Annotated in this window: 18 protein-coding genes; 4 read left to right on the top strand and 14 right to left on the bottom strand. The window is 65.1% G+C overall.

Translation table 11 applies throughout. The annotated features are described in order from the left end of the window. The 3 genes from ACKOED_RS08220 to ACKOED_RS08210 all read right to left on the bottom strand — a co-directional run. A partial coding sequence (locus tag ACKOED_RS08220; RefSeq protein WP_408916105.1) for a DUF4424 family protein occupies positions 1-671 on the bottom strand: 671 nt, incomplete at its 3' end. Positions 672-690: 19 nt separating this feature from the next. Then, positions 691-1,143 carry a hypothetical protein gene (locus ACKOED_RS08215; protein WP_408916103.1) on the bottom strand — a complete coding sequence of 151 codons (453 nt, stop codon included), beginning with the start codon at positions 1,141-1,143 and terminating at the stop codon, positions 691-693. A gap of 30 nt (positions 1,144-1,173) precedes the next feature. After that, positions 1,174-1,728 carry an HdeD family acid-resistance protein gene (locus ACKOED_RS08210; RefSeq protein WP_408916102.1) on the bottom strand — a complete coding sequence of 185 codons (555 nt, stop codon included), beginning with the start codon at positions 1,726-1,728 and terminating at the stop codon, positions 1,174-1,176. Between the two features lie 274 nt (positions 1,729-2,002). Between ACKOED_RS08210 and ACKOED_RS08205 the strand changes: the two genes are divergently transcribed. After that, positions 2,003-2,191 carry a hypothetical protein gene (locus ACKOED_RS08205; RefSeq protein WP_408916101.1) on the top strand — a complete coding sequence of 63 codons (189 nt, stop codon included), beginning with the start codon at positions 2,003-2,005 and terminating at the stop codon, positions 2,189-2,191. Here the strand turns inward: ACKOED_RS08205 and ACKOED_RS08200 are convergent, their stop codons facing one another. The 9 genes from ACKOED_RS08200 to ACKOED_RS08160 all read right to left on the bottom strand — a co-directional run bounded on the left by ACKOED_RS08200 (position 2,192) and on the right by ACKOED_RS08160 (position 9,733). Continuing rightward, positions 2,192-2,623, bottom strand: a complete 432-nt coding sequence (locus tag ACKOED_RS08200) for a c-type cytochrome (protein WP_408916100.1) — start codon at positions 2,621-2,623, stop codon at positions 2,192-2,194. Positions 2,624-2,704: 81 nt separating this feature from the next. Further along, positions 2,705-3,076, bottom strand: a complete 372-nt coding sequence (gene sufA, locus ACKOED_RS08195) for a Fe-S cluster assembly scaffold SufA (RefSeq protein WP_408916099.1) — start codon at positions 3,074-3,076, stop codon at positions 2,705-2,707. Between the two features lie 11 nt (positions 3,077-3,087). Next, complete coding sequence (locus tag ACKOED_RS08190; protein ID WP_408916108.1) at positions 3,088-3,456, bottom strand: SUF system Fe-S cluster assembly protein; 369 nt, start codon at positions 3,454-3,456, stop codon at positions 3,088-3,090. A gap of 8 nt (positions 3,457-3,464) precedes the next feature. Then, entirely contained in the window at positions 3,465-4,685 is a 1,221-nt protein-coding gene (locus tag ACKOED_RS08185; protein ID WP_408916098.1) for a cysteine desulfurase, read from the bottom strand. After that, positions 4,685-5,857 (bottom strand): Fe-S cluster assembly protein SufD, encoded by a 1,173-nt coding sequence (gene sufD, locus ACKOED_RS08180; protein ID WP_408916097.1) that lies wholly within the window; start codon positions 5,855-5,857, stop codon positions 4,685-4,687. The genes ACKOED_RS08185 and sufD overlap by 1 nt, the downstream gene beginning before the upstream one ends. After that, a complete protein-coding gene (gene sufC, locus ACKOED_RS08175; protein ID WP_408916096.1) occupies positions 5,854-6,615 on the bottom strand; it encodes a Fe-S cluster assembly ATPase SufC in 762 nt (253 codons plus the stop codon). Before sufC ends, sufD begins: the two co-directional genes overlap by 4 nt. A 40-nt stretch (positions 6,616-6,655) precedes the next feature. Then, on the bottom strand, positions 6,656-8,170 hold the full coding sequence (gene sufB / locus ACKOED_RS08170; protein ID WP_408916095.1) for a Fe-S cluster assembly protein SufB: 1,515 nt from the start codon (positions 8,168-8,170) through the stop codon (positions 6,656-6,658). Positions 8,171-8,177: 7 nt separating this feature from the next. Further along, a complete protein-coding gene (locus ACKOED_RS08165) occupies positions 8,178-9,206 on the bottom strand; it encodes a cysteine desulfurase family protein (protein ID WP_408916107.1) in 1,029 nt (342 codons plus the stop codon). Between the two features lie 56 nt (positions 9,207-9,262). After that, positions 9,263-9,733, bottom strand: coding sequence for an Rrf2 family transcriptional regulator (locus ACKOED_RS08160; protein ID WP_408916094.1), 471 nt, complete (start codon positions 9,731-9,733; stop codon positions 9,263-9,265). Positions 9,734-9,940: 207 nt separating this feature from the next. Here ACKOED_RS08160 and ACKOED_RS08155 point away from each other — a divergent pair, with 207 nt between their 5' ends. Together ACKOED_RS08155 and ACKOED_RS08150 are read left to right on the top strand one after the other, a co-directional pair. After that, complete coding sequence (locus tag ACKOED_RS08155; protein WP_408916093.1) at positions 9,941-10,594, top strand: alpha/beta hydrolase; 654 nt, start codon at positions 9,941-9,943, stop codon at positions 10,592-10,594. Positions 10,595-10,719: 125 nt separating this feature from the next. Beyond that, positions 10,720-11,640 carry a DMT family transporter gene (locus tag ACKOED_RS08150; protein WP_408916092.1) on the top strand — a complete coding sequence of 307 codons (921 nt, stop codon included), beginning with the start codon at positions 10,720-10,722 and terminating at the stop codon, positions 11,638-11,640. Here the strand turns inward: ACKOED_RS08150 and ACKOED_RS08145 are convergent. After that, on the bottom strand, positions 11,614-12,687 hold the full coding sequence (locus ACKOED_RS08145) for an anhydro-N-acetylmuramic acid kinase (RefSeq protein ID WP_408916091.1): 1,074 nt from the start codon (positions 12,685-12,687) through the stop codon (positions 11,614-11,616). The genes ACKOED_RS08150 and ACKOED_RS08145 overlap by 27 nt on opposite strands. An 81-nt stretch (positions 12,688-12,768) precedes the next feature. Between ACKOED_RS08145 and tyrS the strand changes: the two genes are divergently transcribed. Next, the gene (tyrS, locus tag ACKOED_RS08140; protein WP_408916090.1) at positions 12,769-14,010 is read left to right on the top strand and encodes a tyrosine--tRNA ligase; all 1,242 of its coding nucleotides are present in this window, start codon (positions 12,769-12,771) and stop codon (positions 14,008-14,010) included. Positions 14,011-14,014: 4 nt separating this feature from the next. Here the strand turns inward: tyrS and ACKOED_RS08135 are convergent, their stop codons facing one another. Continuing rightward, positions 14,015-17,398: a DUF3971 domain-containing protein gene (locus ACKOED_RS08135; RefSeq protein WP_408916089.1), complete on the bottom strand. Its 3,384-nt coding sequence runs from the start codon at positions 17,396-17,398 to the stop codon at positions 14,015-14,017. Positions 17,399-17,430: the final 32 nt, after the last annotated feature.

Genomic DNA, 17,430 nt, shown 5'->3' with positions numbered 1-17,430 from the left:
TTGCGGTATTCGGCGTTCAGCGCGCCGCCCACGCTGCCGCCCAGGACGGGCTTGTAGCGGTGGCTCACGGCAATCGTCTGGCCGGCCGGGAAGGTCTGTGTACGGGTGACGATGGTGCGGATTTTCCAGCGCGGGAAATAGGCTGTCGATGCGGGGTTTGAGGTGTCCCGTTCGAACAGGCCGCGCGCCACCGCGCCGTCCAGCTGCGCCGGCGTCAACGCCTGCAGCGCCGCATCATAGGCGTCCCAGTTCTGCGGCGTGGTGTAGGGATCGAAACCGATCTCTTCCAGCGCGGCGGTCACATCCATGCCGCCGAGAATGGCCTGCACCGTGATGTCATAGTCCAGGGCCTGGCCATCCACCGTGGTGCGGAAATCGAGTGCGGTGCGGAAATCCTGCACATTCGCGTCAAAGTCGCTCAGGTCCTGGTCGGGCAGCGGAAACGCCACCAGCGCCTCGATGTCCTCGCCGCTGGTGTTGGTGAACAGGTAATCGACCCGCACCTCATCCATTGACAGATAGAGCTCTTCCTTGTCGAGTGAGATGTCCTCGCTTTCCTTCAGCACCAGGCCGCCGACCGCCACCTCGGCGATCGCGTCATTGGCCCGCGCCTGCCCCTGCCAGACAATCAGCATCAGCGCCGCGGCGAGGCAGCGAGCAAAACGTTTCATGCGCGTGTCTCCCATGTGTTCAGCCATCATCCGTCATTGCATAGAGATGGCCGAAAAGATTGACCAGCACCGCCGTCGACCAGGCGAGGCAGAAGATGCCGCAAAACGAGATCATCGGCGCCAGCATCCGCCACTGGTTATCGACATCGACGCGCGTCAGGCCGAGCGAGGTATAGTTTTCGAAGGAATAGAAGATCCGCTCGTCATATCTGTCCAGAATGCCCGCCATGTGCATGAAGATTGCCCAGCCGACATTGGTGGCGAGGTGCAGCACGAACAGCAGCAGCATGACCCCCAGCACGAACAGGATCTCGCCCAGGTAATTGAGCTTGCGCAGCGCGCCGGGCTCCTGCTTGCCGCGGATGATGCTGCCCATCGCATGCAGCCCCGCCAGATGCAGGGAAACCAGCACGGCGAAGGCCGCGACGCACAGCAGCGATGCCACATGAACCGAAGCGACAACGCTGTTCATCGGCGTGGGCCGGTGCCGCCCGGGGCGGGGTCAGGCGCCGGCGAGGCGCTTGCCCACGCCCCGCAGCTTCCAGCCGAAGAACAGCAGGATAAGGCCCACCACCACCGCGGTGGCCGCGATGATCCACAGGATCGCCGTCGTCGCGTCCTTGGGATAGAACATGATGAGCAGGCCCAGCGCCGCGCCGATGGCGCCACCCAGCGCCAGCATCCCGGCGTTGTCGATGTCGTTGCGCAGCACCATGGCGCCGGCGAGTTGCAGAAGCCCCGCCGCCACATACCAGAGGCCGATCAGCAGCACGACATAGACCGCCGCCTGGTCGCGCCAGATCAGGCAGAACAGGCCGGCCGCGATGCCGGCGAGCGCGGTCACCATGCCGCCCATCGAGCGGCCTTCGCTGCCGCCGCTGAAGGCGCCCCACAGGCCGAGCAGGCCATCGACCAGCGCATAGATGCCGAAGATCGTCACCACCACCGCCAGGGTCATGCCCGGATAGATGAATGCCAGAATGCCGAACACCAGGCTTGCCAGCCCGCGCAGCATGATCGTCCGCCACATCTCCGTGAACACATTCCGCGCCGCCATCGTCACCTCCCCATTTACCGGATGACCAACCATAGCACAGCCGCCGGAGCGGTGAACGGCAAGTTTTTTGGCTTGACTGTGACGGCGCCGGGGTTCATCCGGCGGTGAGGATCAGGCCTTGCGGCCGGGCCCGCGGAAACCAGGAAACCCAACCCCATGCCCAGCGACAGTCCCAGTCGACCGGCCAGGCCGTTACCGGCGCGCGCGGGAACCTGACTTCACCAGGGTTCACCCCACGCCGCCGGAAACGGCTGGCCGCCCCAAGGTGAACCCCATGACCAACAAACGCATCGCCCGGAAACCCCGCCACCGCGACGACAGCGGCGCAGGCCTCATCATGTTCATGATGATGGCGCTGGTGTTCGCGCCCATCGCCGCCCTTCATGCCGCCATGCTCTGGCGGGGATCGCACGAACTCGAGCAGCTGGCGGCCATGATGACCGCGCTGCTGCCGCGTTTCTGATCAGTTGAGGCCCTGCAGGGTGGCGATGTAGTCGAGCAGGTTTTCCACCCGGCGGGCCACGCTGCCGTCATCGCCCTCGGCCCCGCCGAGGTCATCGGCGGCCTCTTCCTTGAACCAAATGCCCCACACCGGCATCTCGCGGCTGCCGTGGCCGGCAATGGGCGCGCGCCCGTCGACCAGTTCGGCAAGGCGGGCGCGCGGGAATTCGCCATAGCGGGCGGCGAGGGTGGTCAGGTCCGGCGGCTTGCTGCTGAGGCCGAAGGACTTGGGCCCGTCGCCCTTGCCGGTCTCGCCATGGCAGCTGGCGCAATACATTTTGAAGTCAGCCTCGCCGGAGATGAGCCCGTTCGAGACATCCGCCGCCTGAACCGGCGACATCCCACCAACCGCGAGAAGAAACACAAAGGCCACGCCAAGGAAAGATCTGCGCATGGGAGGTCCTCACCAGTTTGATCACGCCGCGTTCCCGTCATTCTTCATACGGCGCGCGCCCAGTGTTCCGCAAGGAGTCGATTAGCTGCCGGCCGCCTTCAACTGCACGCTCTCGCCGCAGCCACAGGCCGAGACCTGGTTTGGGTTGTTGAAGACGAACCCGGACTTCAGCGTCGAGCTCTGGAAATCCATTTCCGTGCCGAGCAGGAACATCATCGCCTTGGCGTCGATCAGCACCTTGACGCCCTTGTCCTCGACGACCTCGTCGAAGGGCTTCTGGTCCTCGGCCCACTCAAGCGTGTATTCCATACCAGCGCAGCCGCCATTCTTGACGCCGATGCGCAGGCCCACCACGGGCTTCTCGGCATTGGCCATGATCTCGCGCACCCGCGCGGCGGCGGCGTCGGTAAGCGTCATGATCTGCGGGCGCGGGCGTGATGGGGCGGATGTCATCGCAATCCTCCTTACCACATATTGAGGGCGACGCGGGCCTCATCCGACATGCGGCTGTGGTCCCACGGCGGATCGAAGACGATGGTGGCCTTGGCGCTCTTCACACCCGGCACGGCCGAGACCGCGTTCTCCACCCAGCCCGGCATGTCGCCCGCCACCGGGCAGCCGGGGGCGGTGAGCGTCATCTCGATCGCCACATTGCGCTCGTCATCGATATCGACCTTGTAGACGAGGCCGAGCTCATAAATGTCGACCGGGATTTCCGGGTCATAGACGGTCTTGAGCGCGGCAACGATGTCATCGGTCAGCCGCGCCAGCTCATCGGCCGGGATGGCGGACGGGTTGGGCGCTGTTCCGGCCTCGGCCGGGGTTTCGGTCATAGCCTCGGTCATCCGAATATCCTCCGGGCGGAGATCAGCGCTTCGGCCAGCGCATCCACCTCTTCAAGCGTGTTGTACATGGCGAAAGAGGCCCGGCACGTGGCGGTGACGCCGAAGCGCTGCAACAGGGGCTGGGTGCAGTGGGTGCCGGCCCGCACCGCCACGCCGGCGCGGTCGATCACGGTTGCCACGTCATGGGCATGCGCCCCTTCCATGGTGAAGGACACGATGGCGCCCTTGTCACGCGCCCGGCCGAAGATCCGCAGCGAATTGATCGCCGAAAGCCGCTCCGTGGCATAGTCGCGGAGCGTTGCCTCATGCGCGGCGATGTTGTGAAGCCCGACGCCGCGCATGTAATCCAGCGCCGCGCCAAGCCCGATGGCCTGGACGATGGCCGGCGTTCCCGCCTCGAAGCGGTGCGGCGGCTCGTTATAGGTGACGGTGTCGGTGGTCACTTCCGAAATCATCTCGCCGCCGCCCTGGTAGGGCGGCATGCGGTCAAGCAGCGCCTTCTTGCCGTAGAGCACGCCAATGCCGGTGGGCCCATAGGTCTTGTGGCCGGTGAAGACATAGAAATCGGCGTCCAGCGCCCGCACATCCACCGCCATGTGGACGGCCGCCTGCGAGCCGTCGACCAGCACCGGAATGCCGCGTTGATGCGCCAGCCGGATCACCTCGGCCACCGGCACGACGGTGCCGAGCGCGTTCGACATCTGGGTAATGGCGACGATCCTGGTGCGCGGGGTGAGCAGCTTCTCGAATTCCGCAATCAGGAAATTGCCGTCCTCATCGACGGGCGCCCATTTCAGCACCACGCCCCGCCGCTCGCGGTGGAAATGCCACGGCACGATGTTGGAGTGATGCTCCAGGATCGACAGCACCACCTCATCGCCCTCGCCCAGCACCATGCCGCCATAGCTCTGCGCCACCAGGTTGATGGCCTCGGTGGCATTGCGGGTGAAGATGATTTCCTCGCTGGACGCGGCGTTGAGGAAGCGGCGCACGCTTTCGCGCGCATCCTCGAAGGCCTGGGTCGAGGCATTGGAGAGATAATGCAGCCCGCGGTGGACGTTGGCATAATCCTGCGTATAGGCCCTGGTCATCGCATCCAGCACCGGCTGCGGCTTCTGCGCCGAAGCGGCGTTGTCGAGATAGACCAGCGGCTTGCCGTAAACCTCGCGCGACAGGATCGGAAACGCGCGCCGGATGGCGGCGACGTCATAGGCCATCAGCCTGCCCTCCCCTGGCGCAGCAGCCACGCCTCGGCATGGGCGGCGAGCGCGGCGCGGATGCCTTCATCGTGAATGGCCTCGAAGGCCTCGCCCACGAAGGCCGCAATCAGCAGGGCCTTGGCCTCGGCCTCCGGAATGCCGCGCGACATGAGATAGAACATGTGATCGTGGTTCAGTTCGCCAGCCGTCGCGCCATGGCCGCACACCACGTCATCGGCGTAGATCTCGAGTTCCGGCTTGGCGTCGAATTCCGCCGTTGGCGAGAGCAGCAGCGCATGGCTTGATTGCTTGCCGTCGGTCTTCTGGGCGCCGGGCCTGACGATCACCTTGCCCTGAAAGATGCCGCGCGCCTGGCCGTCCATCACGCATTTGAAAAGTTCCCGGCTTACGCAATTGGCAAGCTGGTGATCGACCACGAGGCGCGTGTCGGCATGCTGGCGGCCGGCCAGCAGATAGGCGCCGGAGACGCGCGCATCGGCATATTCGCCGTTGAGGCGATAGTCCCCGTTCTGGCGGTTGAGGCGCGCGCCCGCCGTCAGCGTGAAGTCCCGGAGTGTCGCGTTGCGGGCGAGCGTCACATGGGCGTGGGCCAGATGGGTGGCGCCCGGCGCCTCGATTTCGGCCTTCACCCGGTCCAGCCTGGCATTGTGGCCAATGCGGATTTCGCTGACGCTGCAGCCGAGGTAGCTGCCCTCGCCCAGATGGGTTTCGATGATGGTGGCGGAGGAATCATCCGCCACCTCGATCACATTATGCGTGGCAACGGTGCGCGGCATCGCCCCGGTGGCGATGAAGACAAGCTCCAGCGGCCGGCCTTCATTGCCTTCAATCCTCAGCCTGGCGCCATCGGTGGCGAAAGCGAGGTTCATCTGCAGCAGCGGATCGTTGGCTTCGGCCTTCGACTCGACCCAGCCATTGGCGAGCTTCGAATGCCCGGCGTCATAGTGGCCATTGACGAACACCATGCGCGCGGCGGGAACCGCGGCGAAAGGCGATTGCGCCAGGAGCCGCGTCACCTCCGCGGCGGACGCCTCCACCTTCTGGCGCGGCGGATAGGGCTGGTCGATCAGCTGGCGCAGGTCGGTCCAGCGCCACTCTTCCATGCGCCGGTGCGGCAGGGACAGTCCCAGCGCGCGCTCGGCCTCCGTCCTGGCGATGGCCTGGCTCATGCCGCGTCCCTGGTGAAGCCGGCGTAACCCTTTTCCTCAAGTTCGAGCGCCAGCCCCTTGTCGCCCGACTTCACGATGCGCCCCGCCGACAGCACATGCACATAATCGGGCACGATGTATTCCAGCAGCCGCTGATAATGCGTGATCACGATCATCGCCCGGTCTGGCGAGCGCAGCGCGTTGACGCCGTCCGCCACCACCCGCAGGGCATCGATGTCGAGCCCCGAGTCGGTCTCGTCAAGAATGCACAGGGAGGGCTCCAGCACGGCCATCTGCAGGATTTCGGCGCGTTTCTTCTCGCCGCCGGAAAAGCCCACGTTCACCGGGCGTTTCAGCATGTCCTGGCTGACGTTGAGCTTCGCCGCCTTGTCCTTCACGAGGCGCATGAAATCGGGGGTCGAGAGCTCCTTCTCGCCGCGCGCCTTGCGCTGGGCGTTGAGCGCCACTTTCAGGAACTGCATGGTGGCCACACCCGGAATCTCGATCGGATACTGGAAGGCGAGGAACACGCCCTTCGCCGCGCGCTCCTCGGGCGGCATCGCCAGCAGGTCCTCGCCCTTGTAGGTGACGGAACCTTCCGTCACTTCATAGCCCTCGCGGCCGGAGAGAACATAGGACAGCGTCGACTTGCCCGACCCATTTGGGCCCATGATGGCATGCACCTCGCCAGGCTTCACGGAGAGCGTCAGCCCACGGAGAATTTCGCGGTCTTCGTCTTCGAGCTTGACGTGCAGGTTCTGGATATCGAGGAGGTTCACGGTTTTGTCTCACCTTGTCTTGAGGACTGCGGAACGGGCGTCATCCCACGCTTCCTTCCAGCGAAATGCCGATCAGCTTCTGCGTTTCGGCCATGAATTCCATCGGCAGCTGCTGGATCACGTCGCGCACGAAGCCGTTGACGATGAGGGCCACCGCCTCCTCCTCGGAAAGGCCGCGCGACATGCAGTAGAACATCTGGTCATCGGAAATCTTTGACGTCGTCGCCTCGTGCTCGAACTGCGCGGTCGAGGTTTTGGATTCGATGTAGGGCACCGTGTGGGCGCCGCATTTGTCGCCGATCAGCAGCGAATCGCACTGTGTGAAGTTGCGCGCATTGGTGGCCTTGCGGTGGGCCGAGACGAGGCCGCGGTAGGTGTTGTCCGAACGGCCGGCCGCGATGCCCTTGGAGATGATGCGGCTTGAGGTGTTGCGGCCCAGGTGGATCATCTTGGTGCCGGAATCGACCTGCTGGCGGCCGTTGGAAATGGCGATCGAATAGAACTCGCCGCGCGACTCCTCGCCGCGCAGGATGCAGCTTGGATATTTCCAGGTGATGGCCGAGCCGGTCTCGACCTGGGTCCAGGAAATCTTTGACCTGGCGCCCCGGCAATCGCCGCGCTTGGTCACGAAGTTGTAGACCCCGCCCTTGCCTTCCGCGTCGCCCGGATACCAGTTCTGCACGGTGGAGTATTTGATCTCCGCGTCGTCGAGCGCGATCAGCTCCACAACCGCCGCATGCAGCTGGCTTTCCTCGCGCATCGGCGCGGTGCAGCCCTCGAGATAGGACACATAGGAGCCCTTGTCGGCGATGATCAGCGTGCGCTCGAACTGGCCGGTGTTCTTGGCGTTCATGCGGAAATAGGTGGAAAGCTCCATCGGGCAGCGCACGCCCGGCGGCACATAGACGAAGGAGCCGTCGGAGAACACCGCGGCGTTGAGCGCCGCATAGTAATTATCGGCCTGCGGCACCACCGAGAACAGGTATTTCTTCACCAGCTCCGGGTACTCGCGCAGAGCCTCCGAGATCGCGCAGAAGATGACGCCCGCCTTGGCGAGCTCGGCCTTGAAGGTGGTGACCACCGACACGGAATCGAACACCGCATCGACCGCCACCTTGCCGGAGGCATATTCGCCGCCCGCCTCGTCGAGTTCGCTCTTCTCGCCCTGCTTCCTGACGCCGGCGAGGATTTCCTGCTCCTTCAGCGGAATGCCGAGCTTGGCATAGGTTTCGAGCAGCTTCGGGTCCACCTCGTCGAGGCTCTTCGGCGCGGCGGCGCCCTTGGGCGCGGCGTAATAGTAAATGTCCTGGAAGTCGATCTTGGGGTAGCTCACCTTGGCCCATGTGGGCTCCTCCATGGTGAGCCAGCGGCGATAGGCCTCGAGCCGCGCCTCCAGCATCCAGGCGGGCTCGTTCTTCTTCGCCGAGATGAAGCGGACGGTATCCTCGCTCAGGCCCTTCGGCGCAAATTCGGCTTCGATGTCGGTGGTGAAGCCGTATTTGTACTTGTCGACGTCGATGTCCTTGACGAGTTCGATGGTTTCGATGTCAGCCATGGTTCCCTCAGGCGGCGGCCCTTGCCTTGTGGCGCCGTAAGATGTTGCGCCATGCGGCGATGAAACGGGTGATGTGGTCTTCGGTGGTGTCCCAGCCAAGCGATACGCGGATCGCGGCTGTTGAGATCTCCGGTGCGACACCCATGGCCGCCAGCACATGCGATTTGGCCACCTTGCCGGACGAGCAGGCCGAACCGGAGGAAACGGCGATGCCTTCAAGGTCGAAGGCCATCAGCAGGGTTTCGGCATTCATGCCGGGATGCGCGAAGCAAAGGGTGTTGGGCAGCCGCGGCGCCGCGCCACCGAGGATCATGGCGCCATCGAGGCCCGCCTCAAGCTGGCCGCGCAAAGCTGCGGCATCCGGCAGTCTGGCCTGCGCCACCGCGCCGAAGCCCGCCAGCGCCATGAGATTTTCTGTGCCCGCCCGGCGGCGCAGTTCCTGGCCACCGCCATGCACCAGCGGGGCGAGCGCCACACCGTCGCGCACGATGAGCGCGCCAGCCCCGACGGGGCCGCCAAGCTTGTGGGCGGACAGCGTCATCAGGTCGACGCCAAGCAGGCCGAAATTGACCGGTATCTTGCCCAGCCCCTGCACCGCATCGCTGTGCACCAGCGCGCCATGGGCCTGGGCCAGGCGCACGGCGCCGGCCAGCGGCTGGATGACGCCGGTTTCATTGTTGGCCCGCATCAGGCTCACCAGGGCGCGCGGGCCCGCGGCGAGGAGCCGTTCCAGCACCGCGAGATCGGCAACGCCCTGGCCGTCCACCGGCAGCAGGTCCACGGGCTTTCCCGAGGCGCGGGCGGCCTCCAGCACCGACGGGTGTTCGACCGCCGAGACGATCAGCCGCCCCACCGGAGCGCCCTTGAGCGCAAGGTTGTTGGCCTCGCTGCCGCCCGACGTGAACACCACCCTGGGCGGGATTACGCCCACCGCGCGGGCCACCTGCTCGCGCGCCTCCTCCGCCAGCTGGCGGGCGGCGCGGCCTTCGCCATGCACCGAGGAGGCATTGCCGGTCACCGCCATGGCGGCCATCATCGCCGCCCTGGCTTCAGGCCGCAGCGGCGCGGTGGCGTTATGGTCGAGATAGACTCTCACGCCGCGGTCCCCTCCGGATGGCGGTCCTTGGCCTGCTTGATGGTGGCGGCCAACGCCAGGTTGCGCTTCTCCACCACGTCTTCGAGTGAAATCGATGACAGGAAATACATCATCTGCCGCCCCAGGCTTGACCATAGGTCATGGGCGTTGCAGCGCTCGCCTTTGACGCAGCCCTCGACGGCATCACCGTCACAGCGCGTGAACTGCAACTCTTCGTCAACTGCCGCAATGATTTCCGCAACCGGAATCGCATGCATCGGACGCGCCAGACGGTAGCCGCCGCCGGGGCCGCGGGCGCTGTCCACCAGCTTCGCCTTGCGCAGCTTGCCGAACAGCTGCTCCAGATATTCCTGGCTGATTTCCTGCCGCTCCGCGACTTCGGCCAGCGAAACGGGGTCGCCGCCCGAATGCGTGGCAATATCGATCATCGCCATCACCGCATAGCGGCCCTTGGTGCTCATCTTCATGGCGTTCCGTCCGGCTCCGGCACAACGAAATCCTTGATTTTGAACCCCGCTCCCGTGCTAAAGGCGTGGCTCAGGGGCAGGCGAGCCTGCCAGTTTCGAACAATTCTAAACAGGGATATAGAAAACCCGAGTACAGGAGTCAATTATTCGGCATCAGGTTTTGCCGGATAACTCCATCGCGGTTGCGCCGATGAGGATTAAAGCTTTATGCCGGAAGTGATTTTCGGCGGCCCCGCGGGCCGCATCGAGGCCCGTTACCACCATTCCAAGGCGGCGGGGTCGCCGATCGCCATCCTGCTGCATCCGCACCCCAGCTTCGGTGGAACCATGAACAACCCGATCGTTCATGCGCTCTACCAGATGTTCCAGACCCGTGGATTCTCGGTGCTGCGGTTCAATTTCCGCGGCGTCGGGCGGAGCCAGGGCGTGTTCGAGAACGGCGCCGGTGAGCTTTCTGACGCCGCCTCGGCGCTGGACTGGCTGCAATCCTTCAACCGCGAGGCCAAAATCTGCTGGATCGGCGGGGTCTCCTTCGGGGCCTGGATTTCCATGCAGCTGCTGATGCGGCGGCCGGAGATTTCCGGCTTCATCTCGGTGGCACCGCTGGCCAAGCATTATGATTTCTCCTTCCTCGCCCCCTGCCCGGCCTCTGGGCTGTTCGTGAACGGCGAGAAGGACACGGTGACGCCGCCCGAGGCCGTCCACAGCCTGGTCTCCAAGCTCAAGACCCAGAAAGGCATCGCGGTTGAACACAAGGTCATCGGCGGCGCCAACCACTTCTTTCAGGACAAGATCGACGAGTTGTCCAAGATCTGCGCCACCTATCTCGACAAGCGCCTGGCGGCGGAAGGGCAGTTGTAACGGCGCTGCCGGAGCCGTCTTGCAGCATTGCCAGGTCACCCCAGGCAAAAGCCTCATGCCCCGTCAGCTTTCGGGTGGCCGTAAGGCGGACGGACGGTTAGACAGCCGCTAACCGGGAGCCGTCCATGCCGTCACCGCCGTCTCATATCCGACTTCATGACTGGGGCCTCCTGGTGTTGCTGTCGCTGCTCTGGGGCGGGTCCTATCTGTTCGTTGGCGTTGCGGTGAAGGACCTGCCGCCGCTGGTGATTGTGATGGCGCGGGTGACGATCGCCGCCGCTGTCCTGCTTCCGCTGCATCTTCTCATCCTGGGTCCGCTGCCCCGCAGCGGCGCCACATGGGGTGCTATCGCCGTGATGTCGGTGGTCAACAACATCATTCCCTTCACCCTGATCGTCACCGGCCAGACCATGATCGCCAGCGGGCTGGCCTCGGTCATCAACGCCACCGCGCCGCTGTTCGGCGTTGTCTTTCTCGCCGCCGCAAGGCTGGAGCCTCTGGCCCCTCGCAAGCTTTTGGGCATCCTCGTGGGGATCGGCGGTGTGGCGATCCTCAAGGGCGGCACGCTGCTGGGCGAAGGCGCCCAGAGCATCGGCATCCTGCTCTGCCTCGGCGCGGCGGCCAGCTACGGCCTCGCCAGCCTGTGGGCCAAGCTGAAGCTGATGGCGATCCCTCCGCTCAGCATGGCCACCGGCCAATTGCTGTGTTCCGCCGTGATCATGACCGGCCTCGCCACCGGTTTCAGCCATCCGTCGGAACTCCTCGCCGCATCCGCGCTCAGCTGGGCGGCGCTGCTGGGGCTGGCGCTGATCTCCACGGCGCTGGCCTACATCGTATTCTTCCGCATCGTGGCGAACGCCGGCCCAGCCAATGTGCTGCTGGTCACCATGCTGATCCCGGTTTCCGCCATCGCCCTCGGCGTGACGCTGCTGGATGAAAGGCTGGAGCCGCGCGAGATCGCGGGCGCCGCCATCATCGCGCTGGCCCTGCTGATCATCGACGGGCGGGTTCTGCGCGCCTTAAGGTTCCGCAAGACGGCCGCCTGACAGGGGTGCAGGCACGCCGGTGGTGCCCGGAAAGCTGATCGGCAGGTGCTTGAGGCTGCGGATCGCCAGATAGGCCCAGGCCTCGGCCTCCATCGAATCGCCGTCCAGTCCAAGATTTTCTGCAGCGATGACAGGCGCTTTCAGAAGCTCTCTCAGCTCATGCATGAGGACTGGATTGAGCCGTCCGCCGCCACACACGACATAGAGCTTCGGCAGCGCAGGCAGCAGCCGGGTGCTGGCAGCGACCGCAGCAGCCGTAAAGCAGGTGAGCGTGGCGGCGCCATCAGCGGGAGAAAGACCTTCCACGGCAGAGCTGTCGAATGAATTGCGGTCCAGCGATTTGGGCGGCGGCAGCGTGAAGTAATGGTGGGACAGCAGCCGCGCCAGCACCCGTTCATTGGCAACGCCGCTGGCCGCCAGCCTTCCGTCGCGGTCCAGAGCCTCGCCGGCAAACCGCTGGCACCAGTCATTGATCAGCGCATTTCCAGGCCCCGTATCGAAGGCAATGAGGCCGCCGTCGGCACCAATCCAGGTCATGTTGGCAACACCGCCGATGTTGAGGAAGGCGGCCGGCCGCTCCGCCAGCGGGGCCGCAAGCGCCCGGTGATAGACCGGAACCAGCGGCGCACCCTGCCCGCCAGCCGCCACGTCGGCGGCCCGGAGGTCATAAATGACAGGCCGCCCCAGCCGCTGCGCCAGCCCCTCGCCCAGTCCCAGCTGCACCGTCAGCCGCTGCTCCGGCCGGTGCAGAACCGTCTGGCCATGAAAGCCGATTATATCGATGCTGCTTAGGCTTATTCCATTTTCCTCGGCAAATTTCTCAACCGCTTCCGCATGCCAGCCGGTGAGTGCCTGCTCGGCTTCAGCGAGAATGCCCGGCCGCTCATCGCGCGCCGTCAGGCCGCGCGCCCCGTCGAGCGCCTGCCGCAACAGGGCTTGCTGCGCCAGCGTATAGGCATAGGTCGCGGAGGGCCCCCGCCGCATCACCACCTCACCATCGCTGACGATCATCGCCACATCGATGCCATCGAGCGAGGTGCCTGACATCAGTCCCAGCGCGGTGAGCGGTTTTGACAGGGCGGGCCTCCATGCTAAGAGCCCGCAGCCATTTGCGAAAGCCGCAGAGCCATGAGCCAGTTCACGTCCGATTTTCTGAACATACTGTCAACCCGGGGTTTCATCCACCAGATCTCGGATCCGGAGGGGCTCGACGCCGCCGCCAAGGCGGGCGCCATCACCGGCTATATCGGCTTCGACGCCACCGCCACCTCGCTCCACGCCGGTTCGCTCGTCCAGATCATGATGCTGCGCTGGATGCAGAAGACCGGCCACCAGCCGATCGCGCTGATGGGTGGCGGCACCACCAAGATCGGCGACCCCTCCTTCAAGGACGAGTCGCGGAAACTCCTCACGGTCGAGCAGATCGCCACCAACCTGGCCGGCATCCGCCAGGCCTTCGCGAAGTTCCTGCGCTTCGGCGACGGCCCGTCGGACGCGGTGATGGTGAACAACGCCGACTGGCTCGACCACCTCAACTACGTTGACTTCCTGCGCGACTATGGCGTGCACTTCACCATCAACCGCATGCTGAGCTTCGATTCCGTCAAGCTGCGGCTGGAGCGCGAGCAGCCGCTCACCTTCCTCGAATTCAATTACATGATCCTGCAGGCCTATGACTTCCTCGAGCTGTCGCGCCGCCATGGCTGCGTCTTGCAGATGGGCGGCTCCGACCAGTGGGGCAATATCGTCAACGGCATCGAGCTCGGCCGCCGCTGCGACCAGCGCCAGCTCTACGCGCTGACCACGCCGCTGCTCACCACCTCCTCGGGCGCCAAAATGGGCAAGACGGCGGCGGGGGCGGTGTGGCTCAACGCCGACCTCCTTTCACCCTATGATTATTGGCAATACTGGCGGAACTGCGAGGACGCCGATGTGGGCCGCTTCCTCAAGCTCTACACTGAGTTGCCGCTCGATGAGATCGCGCGTCTGGGCGCGCTCGGCGGGGCCGAGATCAACGAGGCCAAGAAGCTCCTCGCCACCGAGGCCACCGCCCTGCTGCACGGCCGCGCTGCGGCAGACGCCGCCGCCGAAACGGCGCGCCGCACCTTCGAGGAAGGCCAGAGTGCGGCGGGCCTTCCCACCGTCAGCCTGGACCTTGACGCCGGTACCGGCCTGCTCGCTGCGTGCGTGGCGGCCAACTTGGCTTCGTCCAACGGCGAGGCCCGCCGCGCCGTCCAGGGCGGGGCCATCAAGGTCAACGACCAGCCGGTCTCGGACGAGAAACTGGTGCTGACCCGGGCGCTGCTGGCCGATGGTGCCATCAAGCTGTCCATGGGCAAGAAGAAACACGTACTGGTGAAGCCGGCCTGACGGCTCAACCACCGTTTCCCTTGGCTGGAGCTTGCTTCAATGGCTCGCAGCGGCTGCTGTATTCGAAGAACATGCGCAGGAAGCCGGGCGCCACCGCCGACATCGGGTTCATCTGGAACGATGGCTTATCGACGGTTCCGCCCAGCGCGAAGGTGACGCCGATGATGCCCTGGCCGCGCCCGCCGGTCAGGATGTCGCCCAGCAGCGGGATGTCGCCAACCGCGGCATTCAGCGCATAGGCGGGAATGATGGTGCCGGCGATGTCGATGGCGCCGTCGGACTTGCGGATGAGGCCCGCCGCGCTGGCGCCCAGTTCCGGCCCGCGCACCAGGCTTTCGCCGATGCAGATGAAGCGGCTGTCTGAGGTGAACGGCAGAGTGAGCTTCTTGAACGACAAGGCCTCGCGGCGCGGGCCGCTGCCGCGCTTGGGCTTGCCGCGGGAATCGAGTTCGGCCAGCGCTGCCTCGTCGCGGACCTCGAAATCGCGCAGCACAAGCTTGCCGTTCTTCACCGAGGTTCCATCGGCGGCGAGCAGGGCGAAGAACTCGATCTGCCCGCCCGCCACCTTGGAATAGAGGTTGGCGGCGCGGATCGCTGCGCCACCGTCCCGCCCGCTGATGCGCATTTCGCGTCCCTCGCCGGTTGGCGTGACCCGGAAAACGATGGGCTGCCCGCTGAGGAATGCGCCGGACACCTCCGCTTTTTCGATCTTGCCGGCGCGCGCCGAGAGCGTGCCGTTGACACCGGTGATGATCTCGCCACGGTTGGCGTAGACGCGCCCGATATCGAGGCTGAGGCGCACCGGCTTTTCCCTGGCGGACGCCTGCTGCTCGGCCTGCGCGGCCTCTTCGCGGTTGCGCGAACCGAACAGGCCGCGGATCAGCGGCCTTGCGTCGAAACTGGCGCCCTTCACGGAGACATTCATGCCGCCGTCCTCGACGGCGACGGTGGCGGCGAAGCGGTTTTCGCCGGAGAGCCTGATTTCGCTGAAATTGGCGGAGCGCAGGCCCTGGCGCTTCGGCCCCAGCGCCAGCTTGCCTTTGATCGACAGGCCTTCGCCCTTGATTTCGAGGTCCTCGATGCGCGGCCCTCCCTCGGCCTTGCCAAGATAGACGAACGAGGCGCTGGTCTCCGCCGCCGCCGGCCGCCGCCAGCCAATGGACTGCAAGCGCAGCTCCACCTCGCTCAGGTCGGCGGCAACCGCCATCTTGCCCTGCGGATCGCGGAGGTCGTCGATCGTCGCCGTGACGCCTACCGGGCCGCGCGCCAAAGTGCCAAGATCGATGCCCAGCTTCTGCCGCTGCTCGCCGTCGAGCTTGGTCGAGATCGTCGCCGACTGCACAAATTCGGGCCCTGGCCCCCGCCGCCAGCCGATCTCTGCGGGAATGCCGGCAACCTGGGCCTGGCCCTTCGCACTGAGAATGCCTTTCTCGACAGAGAAATCGAACTGCCCGCCAGACAGATTGATGCCGGGCAGCGCATCGGCGAGCCCGACGTCGGAGAGCTTGGCCTGCGCGGACAGTACGATCCGTTCTTTCGGCACGTTCTTAATCATCGGGAAAGACAGCGAGACCTTGGCGCTGGCCTTGCCCTCCACCCGTCCGGTATCGAGGCCTGTGTGGCGGATGAGGTTGAGTGCCGGAAGGTCCAGATACTCGATGAGCGGCTGCAAGCCGGCCTCCAGGTCGAGCGCAATCATGGCGTAACTTTCGACGGCGAGAATATCCTTGCTCTCGAAGCTTCCCGACAGCACACGGCCGGTACCGCCGGACGGCAGCTTGACCTCGCCGCCCTTGAAGTTCAGCAGAAAATCGCTGTCCTTGAGCCGCGCCTCCCCGGACGCGCCGTTGAGCGGCGGCAGGTCCCTGAAATAGCCGCTCGACACATCCTTCATCTTGAACGACATGTCGATCGAGCCAGGCGGCAGGCGGCGTTTGCGCTTTGCCTCCGCCATTGCATCGACCGGCAGTTTGATGACGAAATCGCCCTCGCTGATGGTTCCGGCCCGCACATTATCGTTCACCCATTTGCGCGCCCGCGGCGTGATGATCGGCGGCCATAGCTGCTTCAGGAGCGAGGCTGAAAGGTCTTTCACCCGTCCCGACAAGAGAATGCCCGCCGATTCAGACCCGCCGGTGATCGACCCGCGCAACCTGATGCCGGCGCCTCCCGACATCACCAGCAAGTCGTCGATGTCGAGGCGCGCCTCCTCGATGGCGGCATTGCCGATGAAGTCGACGCGGTCCACCGTTACAGGCTTGTTGACTGATCCTTGCGTGTCGATCGCTACATTGCGGGCCTCCAGCGTCGTCCTGAGGGCGGTGAGCTTGCCTTCGGCGTTGCGCTCCGGAAGAATACTGCCCCTTACCTGGGCGCGCGAGCTGCCCACGAGCAGGCTTGAATCGGTGATGATGATGCTGCCGGTGACCGGGTCATAGTCGGCGCGCAGCGAACCTTCGTCGATGATCAGCGGTTCCGCCAGATAATCCGGCAGGTCAACCTCGCCGGCGAAGGCTGTGAATTCGGCCGTGGCCTTGGTGATGAGCCCGGTATCGGTGATCTCCATGTCCACCTGGCCCGCCAGCGGAACATTGACGCGCGCCAGCTGCGAGAGCGCAAAGATCTCATCCGAGATATTGGCCGGCACCAGATCGCTGATACGGGCGCTGACGGCGAAACTGCGGGTATCACGCCGGTAACTGGCCGAAAGTTCGGCCGTCCACAAGCCCTCCTCGTCGCCGTTCGATATGGCGGCGGTTGCGGCCACCGCGAAGCCATAGGGCATGCGCTGGAAAACCAGTTCCGCCGACGGCACATCCCAGAGGGCATCATTCGCCACGTCGTAGAACCGGATTCGGGCATCGGCGATGCGAATGGTTTCGATGGAGCTGATCGAGCCTGGCGCCTCGCCGGGAGCGCCGCTCAACGCTTCGATGATGGTAGCGCCGACGCCGGGCTTCGGCGCGCCCGCTTCGCCCGCTGGCGGGGCGGTCACGTCGATCGTCACCGCCTCATTTTCCGGCGCGGCTTCTCCGAAACCAAGTTCAAGACTGCCGTCGATACCGCGCTTGACCAGAATGCGGGGCCCGATCAGTTCGATCGCTGACGGCGCCAGGCTGCCGCGGAACAGCGCATCCTCGCGCACCCCGATCGCCGCGCGCGGGGCCTTGGCCACGAGATTGCCCTGCTTGTCGCGGATTTCCACATCGCGCAGGCGCAGCTGCGGAATCCCGGTCGCCTCGGAGCGTTCGGCAACCACGCCGCCCGTCTTCACGATCAGGTTGGGCAAGCTCTGGTTGATTCGGCTCTCGACTGCGGCACGCATGAAATCGAGCGGCACCGGGCCCTGGGCGAGCCGCATGTAAAGACCCGCCGCCAGAAGCAGCATAATGGCAACAATCGCCAGAGCGCTGTATGCGC

The sequence above is a fragment of the Aestuariivirga sp. genome (assembly GCF_046093005.1).
GTDB lineage: Bacteria > Pseudomonadota > Alphaproteobacteria > Rhizobiales > Aestuariivirgaceae > Aestuariivirga.
Note: the sequence above shows the minus strand (reverse complement) of the source record. Positions and strands in the feature narration are given on the sequence as shown.

Excerpts from the sequence above, each read along its gene's own strand:
- ACKOED_RS08145 (WP_408916091.1), bottom strand. The coding sequence starts at position 12,687 with ATGTCAGGCACCTCGCTCGATGGCATCGATGTGGCGATGATCGTCAGC.
- ACKOED_RS08210 (WP_408916102.1), bottom strand. The coding sequence starts at position 1,728 with ATGGCGGCGCGGAATGTGTTCACGGAGATGTGGCGGACGATCATGCTG.
- ACKOED_RS08155 (WP_408916093.1), top strand. The coding sequence starts at position 9,941 with ATGCCGGAAGTGATTTTCGGCGGCCCCGCGGGCCGCATCGAGGCCCGT.
- ACKOED_RS08190 (WP_408916108.1), bottom strand. The coding sequence starts at position 3,456 with ATGACCGAAACCCCGGCCGAGGCCGGAACAGCGCCCAACCCGTCCGCC.
- sufB (WP_408916095.1), bottom strand. The coding sequence starts at position 8,170 with ATGGCTGACATCGAAACCATCGAACTCGTCAAGGACATCGACGTCGAC.
- ACKOED_RS08135 (WP_408916089.1), bottom strand. The coding sequence starts at position 17,398 with ATGCTGCTTCTGGCGGCGGGTCTTTACATGCGGCTCGCCCAGGGCCCG.
- tyrS (WP_408916090.1), top strand. The coding sequence starts at position 12,769 with ATGAGCCAGTTCACGTCCGATTTTCTGAACATACTGTCAACCCGGGGT.
- ACKOED_RS08160 (WP_408916094.1), bottom strand. The coding sequence starts at position 9,733 with ATGAAGATGAGCACCAAGGGCCGCTATGCGGTGATGGCGATGATCGAT.
- ACKOED_RS08215 (WP_408916103.1), bottom strand. The coding sequence starts at position 1,143 with ATGAACAGCGTTGTCGCTTCGGTTCATGTGGCATCGCTGCTGTGCGTC.
- ACKOED_RS08185 (WP_408916098.1), bottom strand. The coding sequence starts at position 4,685 with ATGGCCTATGACGTCGCCGCCATCCGGCGCGCGTTTCCGATCCTGTCG.
- sufD (WP_408916097.1), bottom strand. The coding sequence starts at position 5,857 with ATGAGCCAGGCCATCGCCAGGACGGAGGCCGAGCGCGCGCTGGGACTG.
- sufA (WP_408916099.1), bottom strand. The coding sequence starts at position 3,076 with ATGACATCCGCCCCATCACGCCCGCGCCCGCAGATCATGACGCTTACC.
- ACKOED_RS08150 (WP_408916092.1), top strand. The coding sequence starts at position 10,720 with ATGCCGTCACCGCCGTCTCATATCCGACTTCATGACTGGGGCCTCCTG.
- ACKOED_RS08165 (WP_408916107.1), bottom strand. The coding sequence starts at position 9,206 with ATGATGGCCGCCATGGCGGTGACCGGCAATGCCTCCTCGGTGCATGGC.
- ACKOED_RS08200 (WP_408916100.1), bottom strand. The coding sequence starts at position 2,623 with ATGCGCAGATCTTTCCTTGGCGTGGCCTTTGTGTTTCTTCTCGCGGTT.
- ACKOED_RS08205 (WP_408916101.1), top strand. The coding sequence starts at position 2,003 with ATGACCAACAAACGCATCGCCCGGAAACCCCGCCACCGCGACGACAGC.